Source organism: Streptomyces sp. NPDC057438, assembly GCF_042802995.1.
GTDB lineage: Bacteria > Actinomycetota > Actinomycetes > Streptomycetales > Streptomycetaceae > Streptomyces.
Window position 1 is genome coordinate 1 of the sequence record NZ_JBHVDD010000143.1, and the last position, 13,080, is coordinate 13,080.

Here is a 13,080-nt window from a genome sequence, read left to right on the forward strand (position 1 = left end):
CAGGGTCTCGCCCCGGCCCCAGTCCTCCACCATCAGCGCACGCTCACCGGCGTCCACCAGCTCCAGCTCACCCACCCGCACACCGGGCCGAGCGGTGATCTGGGAGAGGACCCGGCCGAGCCGAGCGCACAGGGCCTGCACGGTGGACAGGTCGAAGAGGTCGTGGGCGTACTCCACCTCGCCCTCGATGCCGGCCGCGCGGCCGTCCGCGTCGAAGGTCTCACGCAGGTCCAGCGTCAGGTCGAACTTCGCGATGCCTCCGGCGATGCCCTCCAGAGACGGGGTGATGCCGGGCAGGTTCAGCTCGGGTTCCGCCGTGTTCTGGAGGATCAGCATCACCTGGAACAACGGGTGCCGCGACAGCGACCGCTCCGGGTTGAGGACCTCCACCAGGCGCTCGAACGGCACGTCCTGGTGCGCGAAGGCCGACAGGTCGCTCTCGCGGACGCGCTGGACCAGCTCATGGAACGTCGGGTCGCCGGACACGTCCGTGCGCAGCACGAGGGTGTTGACGAAGAAGCCCACCAGGTCGTCGAGTGCGTCATCCGTGCGGCCCGCGACCGCCGTCCCGAGCGGGATGTCCGTGCCCGCGCCGAGCCGGGAGAACAGCGCCGCGACCGCCGCCTGAAGCACCATGAACAGGCTCGCCCCCGACTGCCGGGCCAGGTCGCTCAGCGCGGCGTGTGTCTCGGCGTCCAGGTTCCAGCCGATCCGCCCGCCCCGGTAGGAGGCGACCGGGGGCCGGGGTCGGTCCGCCGGCAGCTCCAGCACCTCCGGCAGACCCGCCAGGGCCGCTTGCCAGAAGGCGAGTTGGCGTGAGACGAGGCTGTCCGGGTCGTCCTCCGAGCCCAGCATCTCCCGCTGCCAGAGCGCGTAGTCCGCGTACTGCACCGGCAGCGGAGCGGACTCGCGTCCTACGTAGGCCGCCTCCAGATCCCGCATCAGCGGGGCCAGGGACCAGCCGTCGCCCGCGATGTGGTGCAGCACCACCATCAGCACGTGGGAGTCCTCCGCGACCCTGAACAGGTGGGCGCGCAGCGGGAGTTCTGCGGACAGGTCGAAGGGGCGGGCCGCCGTGTCGGCGAGGAGTGCGCCGAGCGCGTCAGCCGTCGTCTCCTGGACGGTGAGCGAGGCCTCGGCGTGCGGCAGGACGGCCTGCCGGGGTTCGCCGTCCGTCACTGGGAACGTGGTGCGCAGTGACTCGTGCCGGGCCACCACCGCGTTCACGGCCGCGCCCAGCGCGGCGACGTCCAACTCGCCCTCCAGACGTACGGCGAGCGGGATGTTGTACGTCCCGCCGTCCGTGTCCAGACGGTCCAGGAACAACAGGCGCTGCTGCGCGAACGACAGCGGCAGCACCTCCGGCCGTTCCTGGGCGCCGAGGACCGGGACCGTCGTGGCCGCCGGTGCGGCGAGGTCCGCCGTCTCGGAGTCGTCGCCGAGGCGGGCCAGAAGTCGGGCCGCCGTGGGAGCCTCGAAGACGTCGCGGACCGAGACCTCCGCGCCGAGGGCGGCCCGGGCGCGGCCGGCCAGGCGGGTGGCGAGGAGGGAGTGGCCGCCCAGGTCGAAGAAGTCGTCGTCGAGGGTGACCTTCTCCAGCCCCAGCACGTCGGCGAACAGGGCGCTCAGGATCTTCTCGCGCGGGGTGCGCGGGGCGCGGCCCTCGCCGGCCGTGGTCTCGGGGGCCGGGAGCGCGGTGCGGTCCAGCTTGCCGTTGGGGGTGAGCGGGAAGGCGTCGAGTGCGACGTAGGCGGTCGGCACCATGTACTCGGGCAGCCGAGAGGCGGCGTGCTCCTTCAGCTCCCGCGCGTCCCAGCCCGGCGCGGACCCCACGGCCCCTTCCGCCTCGCCCGACACGCCTGCCTCGCCCGGCTCGTCCGCCCGGCCGGCATCCTGCGCCCCGGTGACGTACGCGACGAGCCGCTGCCGTCCCGGGCTGTCCTCGCGGACCGTCACCACGGCCTGGCCGACGCGCGGGTGGGCGGCGAGCGCGGACTCGATCTCGCCGAGTTCGATGCGGTAGCCGCGGATCTTGACCTGGTGGTCGCGGCGTTCCAGGAAGAGCAGGCGGCCCTCGCTGTCGTAGCGGACGTAGTCGCCGGTGCGGTACATGCGGGCGCCGGGCTCGTCGGAGAACGGGTCGGCGACAAACGCGGCCGCGGTGCGCGCCGGGTCGGCGAGGTAGCCGCGGCCGACGCCGGTGCCCGCCGCGTACAGCTCGCCGGGGGTGCCGGCGGGGACCGGGCGGAGGCGGTCGTCCAGGACGTACAGGCGGGTGTTGCGGACGGGGCGGCCGATCGGAACGGGCGAGCTCTCGTCGAGGGAGGCCAGGACGTCGGGGTCGAGGACGGCGTGGGTGACGTCGTCGGAGCACTCGGTGGGGCCGAACGCGTTGACCAGCGGGATCGTCGGGTACGCCTGGAGCCAGCGCTCGCCCGTCGCCCGGGGCAGTGCCTCGCCGGTGACCATCAGCAGCCGCAGGTCGGGCAGGGCCGGCGGTGCGGTGCGGGCGGAGGACCAGCCGTCCAGGGCGGCGCGCAGCACAGAGGGGACGACTTCCAGGACGGGGACGCGTTCGGCGGCGGTGAGGGCGAACAGCTTCCACGGGTCGGAGGCGGTGTCCCGGTCGACGATGCGGACGGTACCGCCGACGACGAGCGGGGCGAGCATCTGCCAGACGGAGATGTCGAAGGTGAGGGGGGCGTTCTGGACGACGATGTCGTCGGCGGTCAGTGCGCAGTCCTCCACCTTGGCGAGGAGGTGGTTGTTCATGCCGCGGTGGTGGACCATCGCCCCCTTGGGCGCGCCGGTCGAGCCGGAGGTGAAGATGATGTACGCGAGGTCGTCGCCGCCTCCGGCGGGGGGCTCCCAGGCGCAGCCCTCGCCGCGCTCCACCACCACCGGTACGCCCGTGCCGCCGGTCAACTCGCCAGCCAGGACGGTCAGACGGGCGGGTGCGAGCAGCGCGGTGGCGCCGCAGCGCTCCAGCAGGCCGGCGTTGCGCGCGGCCGGCGCCTTCGGGTCGAGCGGGACGTACGCGGCGCCGGCGCCCAGCACGCCGAGGACGGAGGCGAGGAAGCCCGCGCCGGGTACGGCCAGTACGCCCACCACGTCGCCCCGGCCGGTGCCCGCGGCCCGCAGGTCCCGGGTGAGGGCGGCGGCGCGGGCGGCGAGGGCGGTGTAGGTGACGGGCGAGGCGTCGGTGTCCACCACGGCCACGGCGTCCGGGCGGGCCCCGGCGTGTTCCTGGACACGGGCCACGATGTGGCGCAGGCCGTCGTCGTCGGGCGCCGCGGTGTCGTTCCAGTCCTGCAGGAGGAGGGTGCGCTCGGCGTCGTCCAGGAGGTCGATGCGGCCGAGGGGCAGGTCGGGGTGGGCCAGTACGCCGTCGAGGAAGCGCAGCAGGCGGGCGTGGTGGGTGGCGATCTCGGCGTCCGTGTACAGGTCGCCGTTGCCGTCGAAGTGGAGCAGGACCTCACGGCCGTCGTTCCGGTCGTAGGCGCTGATCTCGATGTCGTCGACGACGCCGTTGGAGAGGTTGTGGGCGGTGACGGGGTGGCCGCCGTACGTGACGTCGTAGTCGAAGGGCATCACGTTGACGACGACGCCGGCGGTGCGGTTGCCGCCGCCCGCCGCCTGGAGGTCGCGGGCGATGTCCTCCTGTCGGTACCGCTGGTGGCGGACGACGGAACGCGCCTCGACCGCGCACTGGCGGACCAGGTCGGCGAAGGTCGTCGCGGGGGTGATGTCCAGGACGAGCGGCAGGATGTTCGCGGTCAGGCCGGGGGTGGTGCGGAGCACGGGGGTGGTGCGCGCCTGGAGGGGGAAGCCCAGCGGCAGGGTGCGCGCGCCGGTCACGGTGTGCAGATATCCGCCGACGGCCGCGAGCAGGCCGATCGGCCAGGGCGCCCGGCTGTCCCGGGAGACGCGTCTGAGGTCCTCCATGAGGTGCGGCGGCAGGGGGCCCGAGCTGCGGCGGAAGGCAGCGGTGGCGGGGGCGGTGCGGGCGGTCAGCGAGACCGCCTCCGGGCGGCGGGCCATCCGGGAGCGCCAGAACTCCTGGTCCTCGAGGAACTTCTCGGAGGCCCGGTAGCCGGTGTCCTCGGCGATGAACTCGTCCAGGGTGGCGAAGGTGCGCGGGCTGTGGTCGGTGCCGGCGACGAGGGCGGAGTAGATCTCGGCGAGGCGCGCCGAGTACATCCGGCCGCCCATGCCGTCGCCGATGATGTGATGGTTGCGCTGGTAGTAGAAGAAGCAGTCGTCGGCGATCCGGAAGAGGATGTCGAGGAAGTGTGGTCCGACGGTGATGTCGAAGGGTTCGGCGAGCCGGCCCTTCATGATCCGCACCGCCTCCTCGCGGCCGTCCGTGCGGTCGCCGAGGTCGATGTACTCCAACCGGATCTCGGTGGCGTCGGGGTACTGCCACAGGCCGTCCTCGTCCTCGGCGAACGTGACACGCGCGGTGTCGAGTTCGACGAGGGCGAGGCTGAGGGCCCGGTCGAAGAGGGCCACGTCGATCGGCCCGTGGATCTCCAGATATTCGCTGACCAGAAACGCGTTGTCCGGATTGAGCTGCTGCGCGTACCAGACTCCCTGCTGGGCGGCAGTGAGCGGCCTGCGCGCGTCCATGGGCGCGGTGCGGACCGGTTCCATGGGCGTGGAGGCGGACGTGGTCATGTCGAATCTCCCCGAGGACTGCATGAGTGAACTGCTGCCGGTGGTGGTGCGTCGGTTCAGGTCGCGCCGTGGGCGTCGTGCCCGGCGGGCGTGGCGTGTCGGCGTCGCGCGTGCGGCGCGGTGCGCGCGGTGGTGCGGGGCCGCTAGGGGGCCCAGCGTCGGAGCACGACGACCGCGTTGTGGCCGCCGAAGCCGAACGAGTTGCTCATCACCACGTCGATGTCGTGGGACTGGGCGGTGTGCGCGACGAAGTTGACCCTGTCGTCGATGGGCCGGTGGCAGTTGCGGGTGGGCGGCACCACGCCCTCGTTGATGGCGAGTGCGCCGACGATCGCCTCGACCGCACCCGCGGCGCCGATCATGTGGCCGGTCATCGACTTGGTGGAGCTGACCGGGATCTGCTCGATCCGCTCCCCGAACACCGCGCGCAGGGAGGCCAGTTCGGAGGCGTCGTTGAGCTGGGTGCCGGTACCGTGCGCGTTGACGTAGTCGACGTCCCCGGGCTCCAGGCCCGCGTCCCGCAGCGCCTCGCGCATCGCGCGGCGCGCGGAGACGCCCTCCGGATGGGGGGCCGTCCAGTGGTACGCGTCGGAGGTCGCCCCGTAGCCGACGACCTCGGCGAGGATCTGCGCGCTGCGCGCCTGGGCGTGCTCGGCGGACTCCATGACCACGACGCCCGCGCCGGCGGCCATCACGAAGCCGCCCCGGTCCTCGTCGAACGGGCGGGACGCCTCGGCGGGGTCGCCCTCCCGGGTGGACAGGGCGCCCGCGTTGCCGCTGCCCGCGATGTCGACCCGGGTGATGATGTCGTCCGCGCCGCCCGCGATCACCACGTCGCAGGCCCCGCTGCGGATCCAGCGGGCGGCCTCGCCGAGGGCGTCGGTGCCGGAGGCGCAGGCGCTGCTGAGCGCGCGGGACGGGCCGCGGGCGCCGGTGACCATGGTGATCTCGCCGGGGGCGTTGTCGATGGCCCCGGTGACGGCTGACACGGGGGAGACGGACCGCGGGCCCTTGGCGTCCAGGTTGCGGGTCTGGTCGGCGACGGACTTCATGGGGCCGTAGCCGCTGCCGATGAGGACGCCCACCCGGTCGGCGTTGGAGTCGTCCACGGTCAGCTTGGAGTGCTCCAGGGCCTCCTGGGCGGCGACGAGCGCGTAGCGGGCGTAGGGGTCGGTGCGGCGGACCACCTTGTACGGGAGGAGCTGCGCGGCGTCGAAGCCCTTGACCTCCGCGGCGATCCGCACGGGCAGGTCGTCGGCCTCGATCTGGGTGATGGGGCCGACGCCGCTGCGTCCGGCGAGCAGGCCGTCCCAGGTGGTGGCGGTGTTCAGACCGAGCGGCGTGACCATGCCCCAGCCGGTGATGACGACCCTGGTGCGCTCGGTGCCACGTCCGTGTGCGGTGTTTCCGTGTGTGTCCGGCGCCATCACAGGCTCCCCTCAGTCGTGTCGTGCGCGTCGCGTGCTGCGGATCGGTGCGGTGGGTGCGGTGCTGCTTCAGGGGCGGCCGGCACCCCGGGCGGTGGCGTGGTGGCGGCGCCCGGGGCCGGCAGCAGCGGGAAGTCCCCGCCGCCCGCCACGGCCCCGAACAGGGAGTCCGTCATGGCGACCGGTACGTGCAGGACCACGGGGCGGCCCGACCGGCACCACTTCCACGCCTGCTCGATGTCCGCCCGCAGTGTCGCCTTGCCGGCGATCAGGTGCCGCTCCACGCCCGGCACCTCCCGCCCCCGGGCGGGCGCGGCGTCCGGGTCGGCGAACCGGTAGCGGGGCAGCGGCTGTTCACGCTGGTCGAGCTGGCTCTGCAGCCAGCCGTAGCCGCCGTTGTCGAGAACGACGTACAACACCGCGAGCTGCTGCTCGGCGACCGTCACCAGGTCGGACTCGAAAAGCCCGAAGGCTCCGTCCCCGACGAAGGCGACGACGGGCCGCTCGGGTGCCGCGGCCTTCACCCCCGCGGCGGCCGCCGCGCCGAAGCCGAGGCTGGTCTGCTCGGAGGGGACGACGGAGCCGCCGGACGGGGCGGCGTGGTGCACCGGGTAGCGGTAGGACCACATGTCCTGGAGGCCGTTCTCCTGCACCAGGACGACATCCTCGGGCAGGACCCGGCGGAGCGCGTCCAGTACCTCCGCGATGTGCAGTTCCGGCTTCCGCGCCAGCTCGGCGAGGTGGTCGCGGTGCGCGGAGTGCAGGCCCTCGTGGACGGCCGAGGCGCGGCGCGCCCACCCGGCGTCCGGCTCGCACACCGACTCGCGAGCGAGCTGCCCCTCGACCAGGGCCGCCGCGTCGGCGAGCACCGTGGGCCCGGCGTAGTCGGTGTGGAACTCCGCGGCGTCCACGTTGACCTGTACGACCGGCACCTCGGTGCCGATACGGGCCGGCCAGCCGAAGGTCGCGGTCTCCTCCAGACGGCTGCCCAGGGTGATCACACAGTCCGTCTCCTGCCACAGCTCCGCCGCCGCCTCCGGCAGATAGAGCCCGGCGAGGCCGCAGAACCGGGGGTGGCTCTCGTCGAACGCGCCACGCCCGCTCGCGGTGCAGAACACGGCGGCACCCATCCGGTCGGCGAGCCGCTCCAGCAGCCGCGCACCGTTGTGGTGGCGCATTCCGCCGCCGACCAGCAGCACCGGCCGGCGCGCCGCCTGCAGCAGGGCGAGCGTCGCCGAGTCCTCGGCGAGCCGCACCGTCCGGGGGCGCACCGCCTCGGGCGGGCCGGCGGCTCCGCCGGCCGCGCCGCGCGGGATCTCGGCGGTCAGCAGATGGTCGGGCAGCTCCAGGTAGACCGGCCCGGGGACGCCCTCGCGGGCGACCAGCAGGGCCCGCCGCAGCATGGGCATCAACCGGGACGGGGCGTCGACCCGGGCCGCCCACTTCACCAGCGGTGCGACCAGGGCGAGTTGGTCGAGTTCCTGGAAGGCGCCCGCGCCGCGTCGGTCGGCGGAGGTGCCGGCCGACAGCAGCACCAGGGGCACCGCCGAGGACCGGGCCTCCAGAAGCCCGGTGAGGGCGTTGGTGACGGCCGGACCCTTCCCGGTGAAGGCGATGCCGGTGCGCCCCGACTGCAGGGCGTACCCGGTCGCCATGAACAGCGCGTTGCGCTGGTCGCGGCAGAGCACCAGGCGGATGCCGGACGGGTCGAGGGCGGCGAGCAGGTCGAGGTCGTCGGCGGGCAGCCCGAACGCGTCGCGCACCCCCGCCTGCCCCAGGACCTCGGCGACGGCCCGCCAGCAGCCCGTGACCGTGTCCCGCGCGGGCGTCCCCTCCTCCGCCGCGCTCATCGGGCGCTCCCGGCGGGTATCGCGTGGTCGGCGACGGCCTTGGAGATGAGCAGCGGCTCGCTGTACCGCGCGCCCTTGATGGCCGCGTAGTTGGCGCGCACACCGGTGCCGCCGAACGGCGCGTTCCCGTTCTCGACGTCCACCAGGGTGCGGTTGACACTGACGGTGTGGCGGCGGCCCAGGATCTCCACCAGTTCCGGGTCGTCGCCGTAGACGGTGGCCGCCATCGCCCGCTCCTCGAAGTACTGGTGCGTGAGGATCGAGCGCAGCCACTCGCGGCTCGTGTACGGCACCACGTTGAAGATCGGCGCGAACAGCTCGGGGGGCCGCACCGAGGACTCGACGGGCCGCACCAGCACGGTCGGGCTGAGGTGGCCCTCGCTGAGGTCGGCCCGGCCGCCTGCCGCGATGAAGGCACGGTTGTCGACGAGGTGGCTGAGGGCCGACTCGAAGGCGTCCAGGTAGTACATGGAGCCGTAGTCGGCGCCCGGATCCTCGTTGCGGCCGTGCTTGAGCGAACTGACCCGGCGGGCCAGCAGGTTGCAGAACTGCGAGCTGATCGAGGTGTGCACGAAGTACACGTCCGGGCCGAAGCAGTCCTGCCCGGAGTTCATCATGCGGGCGTGCAGCGCGCCGTTGACAGCGCTGGTCAGGTCGGCGTCCGGGCCGACCACGAACGGGTTGACGCCCTGCCCGAAGTACAGGAAGAGCTGGTCCTTGCGGAGCCCGGCGCGGATCTTCTCGGCGTTCTCGAACGTGCCGGTGAACACCAGGACCTCGGAGCGGGCGGCCTCGGTGGCGAGGAAGTCGCGCTGGCCGGTCAGGCACTGCTCGATCGGCAGGTCGTGCACGCTGCCGAGCAGCTTGTGGATCTTCTCGGTCTGGCCGCTGATCCGCCCCGAGGGGCGGAACGCCACCCGCTCGCTGTAGAGGCTGGGGATCAGCAGGTACAGGATGTAGCTGTAGAGCGGGATGTTGGACGGCATCAGCACGCCGATCTGCTCCAGCCGGGGCGGCCGGAACCGCATCACCTCGGCGCAGGCGCCCTCCAGTGCCTCGACGGAGACGTCGATCTCCTCGCACGCGGTGCGGTAGCTGCACGTCTCGAAGAGCACCTGGAGGATTTCCTCGCGCCGGGTGCGGAGCAGGTACGCCACGTCGCGCAGGGCCTTGAGCCGCTCCCCGAAGGGAATGTCGTACGCCACTGAAGGCTCGGTCTCTTCCCGGGCCAGCACCTGAATCATTTCAGTACGCCTCTCATGGATTGACGGGGCACCGTTTCCCGCTGTTCGCGCTGTGCCATTTCTTTCTGCGCTCTCTGGCGCAGCGCCCGGCGGTCGATTTTCCCGGTGTTGTTCAGCGGGAATTCCTGAAGGACGACCACCCGATTGGGAAGTTCATGTTCCGCGACGCACCCCGCGAGGATCCGCCGCCATTCGGCGGCCGGCCCGCCCTGCGGGTCGGCGACGAAGAACACCAACTGGATCCGGTCGTCCCGGCCGCTCTGGACGGGCACCACCCGGACCGGCGCGCCGCAGGCCCCGGCCCGGTCGGCGATGGCGTCCGGATAGAGGGTGTGCCCGTTGCGGTGCACGGCGTCCTTGCGGCCGAGGACCGTGAGGTTGCCCGCCGCGTCCAGCCGGCCGATGTCGTCCGTGCGGTACGTCTCCCGCTCGACGGGTAGCACCGTGCCGCCGGGCCCGAGCAGACCGGTCATGTGGTCGGGGGTCCGGACGACGACCTCGCCGGGCTCCCCGGCGGGGACGTCCCGTCCGGCCTCGTCCAGCACCCGCACCTCGATGCCGTCCAGCGGGCGGCCGCAGCCCCGGGGGTCGGGGTGCACCGCGAGCGCGATGTTGCCGGCCTCGCTGCTGCCGTACCCGTCGAGCAGCGGGCTGCCGATCGTACGGGCGAACCGTTCCGCCAGCTCCCGGCCGAGCGGTTCCCCGCCGACGCACCACATGCGCACCGAGCCGAGCGCATCGGTGCGGGCCCGGGCGCCGTCCACCAGGTTGAGCAGGGTGAGGTAGGTGGCGGGCACCGCGTCCACCACGGTCACGCCGTGCGCGGCGATCGCCTCCAGCGCCCGGTCCACCCGTCGGCTGCTGGTCTGGAGGACCAGGGTGGCGCCGGTCTGCCGCCACAGCAGCAGCATGGAGAGCCCGTACTGGTGGGTGAAGGGCAGCAGCGGCAGCAGGACGTCGTCCGCGCGGTAGGCCATGCGGTCCGCGGTCCGCGCGATGTTGGCGCGCACGGAGGCCCCGGAGCGCACGATGCCCTTGGGGGCGCCGGTGCTGCCGGAACTCCACACGATCAGGGCGTCGTCGCGGGCGAACCAGCGGCCGAGATCGACGGGGCGGGCCTCGTGCCCGGCCCCGACACCCGCGTCCGCGGCATCCGTGCTGCGGGCGTTCGCGTCGACCGTGTCCGCCGCGGCCGGGTCGGCCGCACCGGCCGCGGCGACCAGGTCGTCGAGGAGTTCCTGCCCGATGCCCGCCGGCAGCGCGGCCGGGGGCAGCGCGTGGTCGGTGAGGATGCGGTCCACGCCCGCGCCGACGGCCAGCGCCGCCTGCTGAGCGGCCGGAATCCGCCGGTCGGCCAGCGCGACGGAGACCCCGCATTCCATCAGAGCGAACAGGACGAGAATGAATTCCCGGGTATTCTCGCCCGTGAGCAGAACGCGGCTCCGCTCGTCCACCCCCCGCCTGCGCAATTCTCGTGCGACGGCCCCGCAAGAACCGTCCACACCGGCCGACGACATTCGTCGGCCCTCCGTATTGATGAGCATCCGCCCAGTACACCCCCGGCCCGAACTTCGATTACTTCAGAAACGATCGTACGAACCCGGCTACAGGTGATCTATATTTGGCGCGAGCTGCCGAAGAACGGTCATTCTTGGTCTACGGTCGGGGAATCCGAACCGTCGAGGGGGAGACCATGACACCCACGGAGACCACCGACCGGGGCCTGCCGGCCGCGCCCCGGACGCTGCCCGACCCGCGGCGGGAGCGGGAGCTCCTGCACGAGCTGGAGCCGGTCGTCGCGCAGAACATCGACCGCCATCTGAAGGTCGTACGGGACTGGAATCCGCACGACTACGTCCCCTGGAGCCGGGGCCGCGACTACGCCTTCCTCGGCGGCGAGGACTGGACGCCCGAGGACACCACGCTGGACCCGGCCGTGCGGGCCTCGCTCGTCGTCAACCTGCTCACCGAGGACAACCTGCCCGGCTACCACGGGGACTTCACCGGCACGCTCGGCCGGGACGCCGCCTGGGGCGAGTGGACCAACCGCTGGACCGCCGAGGAAGCCCGGCACGGCATCGCCCTGCGCGACTACCTGGTGGTGACGCGCGCCGTCGACCCCGTCGATCTGGAACGCCGCCGCCTTGAGCACATGTCGGCGGGCAGCGGCGGAGCGCCGGGCGGCATCCTGGAGACCCTCGCCTACGTCGCCTTCCAGGAACTGGCCACCCGCGTCTCGCACCGCAACACCGGCAGCGCCACCGGCTGCCCGGTCGCCGAGCAGCTCCTCGCGCGCATCGCCGCGGACGAGAACCTGCACATGCTGTTCTACCGGAACCTGCTCGAAGCGGCCCTGGAGCGCGCGCCCGACGACGCCATGGTCGCCGTCCGCAACGTGCTGCTGGACTTCCAGATGCCCGGGGAGAACCAGCCCGACTTCGCCCGCTTCTCGATGATGATCGCGATGGCCGGGATCTACGACCTCCAGCTCCACCACGACAAGGTGGCGATGCCGGTCCTGCGGCACCTGAAGATCTTCGAGCGCACCGATTTCGGACCGGTCGGCGAGCAGGCCCGCGAGGAACTGGCGGTGTTCCTCGGGGGCTTGGAGCGGCGGGCCGCGCGCTTCACCGAGCGCCGCGAGGAGCGCCTGGCGCGGCTCGCCCGCCGCGCGGCGGGCTGAACGGCCGGGGCTCCGCCGCCGGGCGGTGAGGCGGGGACCGGAGGGAGGCGCCTGGCCATGCGGGCGGTATCACCCGCATAGGGCAGGTATAGCTGCCCCGGTGAGACTGCCGTGACCTCGACTCACCGACAGTGAAGGCACCTCCATGCCCCTGACGCAGACTTCCCTGGCCACGGCCACGGCCAACCCGGCCGCCGTCGTCCTCACCGACGCCGAGCGCGAGCAGGTCGGCACCCTCGCCGACCGGCTCGCCGCGACCGCGCCCGCCGCCACCGACGACCTGCAGTGGATACAGGCGGTACGCGACGCCTCGGCGGGACTGCCGCAGCGCCTCCTCGCCGAACTCCGCGCCTTCCGCCACGACGCGGGCCCCGACGGGGTGCTCCTGGTCCGCAACCTGCCGGTCGTCCCGGCCGACGGCACCCGGCTGCCGCCGACGCCCTCGCACGCCGGTTCCGTGGAACGCACGGCGACCACCGCGGCGGCCGTCGTCACCGCGGCGATGCTCCAGCTCGGCGAGGTGATCGCCTTCCGCAACGAGAAGACCGGCGCCCTCGTGCAGAACGTGGTGCCGGTGCCCGGCCGGGAGCGCCAGCAGTCCAACGCCGGCTCCGAACTGCTGGAGATGCACATCGAGAACGCCTTCCACGACAACCGGCCCGACTACATCGGCCTGCTGTGTGTCCGGGAGGACCCCTCGGGCGAGGCACGCCTGTGCACCGCGTCCGTCCGCCGCGCCCTCCCGCTGCTCTCCGGGCGGACCCGCGAGATCCTCTCCGAGGCCCGGTTCCTCACCGAGGCACCGCCGTCCTTCGAGGACCGCGAGGGGGCAGCGCCCGCGCACCCGATCCTGCCGGGCGCACCGGAGGACCCCGACGTCCTGGTGGACTTCCACGCCACCCACCCGCTGGACGGCGAGGCCCGTGAGGCGATGGCGGAGCTGCGGGAGGTGTTCGTGCGGGTCACCTCCTCGCTGGCGCTCGTCCCGGGCGACCTCGCGGTGGTCGACAACCGGCTTGCCGTGCACGGCCGTTCGCCGTTCGTGCCGCGCTACGACGGCACCGACCGCTGGCTGCACCGGGTGTACGCGTCGCTGGACAACCGCCGCACCCGCCCGCAGCGGCTCGACGCCGGGGCCGTGCTCGACTGACGGCGCACCCGCGGGTACGGCGAAGGGGCCCGGAAGTTTCCTTCCGGGC

General features: G+C 73.0%; 7 protein-coding genes. 2 read left to right on the forward strand and 5 right to left on the reverse strand.

Going from position 1 to position 13,080, the window contains the following annotated elements:
- From ACFU5F_RS40555 to ACFU5F_RS40575, 5 genes are all read right to left on the reverse strand, one after another.
- On the reverse strand, positions 1-4,677 hold a 4,677-nt coding region (locus ACFU5F_RS40555), incomplete at its 3' end, for an amino acid adenylation domain-containing protein (protein WP_383898471.1).
- Between the two features lie 143 nt (positions 4,678-4,820).
- Positions 4,821-6,104 carry a beta-ketoacyl-ACP synthase II gene (gene fabF / locus ACFU5F_RS40560; RefSeq protein WP_383898473.1) on the reverse strand — a complete coding sequence of 428 codons (1,284 nt, stop codon included), beginning with the start codon at positions 6,102-6,104 and terminating at the stop codon, positions 4,821-4,823.
- Positions 6,104-7,954 (reverse strand): thiamine pyrophosphate-binding protein, encoded by a 1,851-nt coding sequence (locus tag ACFU5F_RS40565; RefSeq protein ID WP_383898475.1) that lies wholly within the window; start codon positions 7,952-7,954, stop codon positions 6,104-6,106. Before ACFU5F_RS40565 ends, fabF begins: the two co-directional genes overlap by 1 nt.
- Positions 7,951-9,198 carry an aldehyde dehydrogenase family protein gene (locus ACFU5F_RS40570; RefSeq protein ID WP_383898477.1) on the reverse strand — a complete coding sequence of 416 codons (1,248 nt, stop codon included), beginning with the start codon at positions 9,196-9,198 and terminating at the stop codon, positions 7,951-7,953. The genes ACFU5F_RS40565 and ACFU5F_RS40570 overlap by 4 nt, the downstream gene beginning before the upstream one ends.
- A complete protein-coding gene (locus tag ACFU5F_RS40575; RefSeq protein WP_383898479.1) occupies positions 9,195-10,742 on the reverse strand; it encodes a class I adenylate-forming enzyme family protein in 1,548 nt (515 codons plus the stop codon). The genes ACFU5F_RS40570 and ACFU5F_RS40575 overlap by 4 nt, the downstream gene beginning before the upstream one ends.
- 149 nt (positions 10,743-10,891) lie before the next feature.
- On the opposite strand from ACFU5F_RS40575, the gene ACFU5F_RS40580 reads away from it, so the two are divergent.
- Together ACFU5F_RS40580 and ACFU5F_RS40585 are read left to right on the forward strand one after the other, a co-directional pair.
- On the forward strand, positions 10,892-11,881 hold the full coding sequence (locus tag ACFU5F_RS40580; RefSeq protein ID WP_383898481.1) for an acyl-ACP desaturase: 990 nt from the start codon (positions 10,892-10,894) through the stop codon (positions 11,879-11,881).
- A gap of 145 nt (positions 11,882-12,026) precedes the next feature.
- Positions 12,027-13,031 carry a TauD/TfdA family dioxygenase gene (locus tag ACFU5F_RS40585; RefSeq protein ID WP_383898483.1) on the forward strand — a complete coding sequence of 335 codons (1,005 nt, stop codon included), beginning with the start codon at positions 12,027-12,029 and terminating at the stop codon, positions 13,029-13,031.
- Positions 13,032-13,080 lie beyond the last annotated feature (49 nt).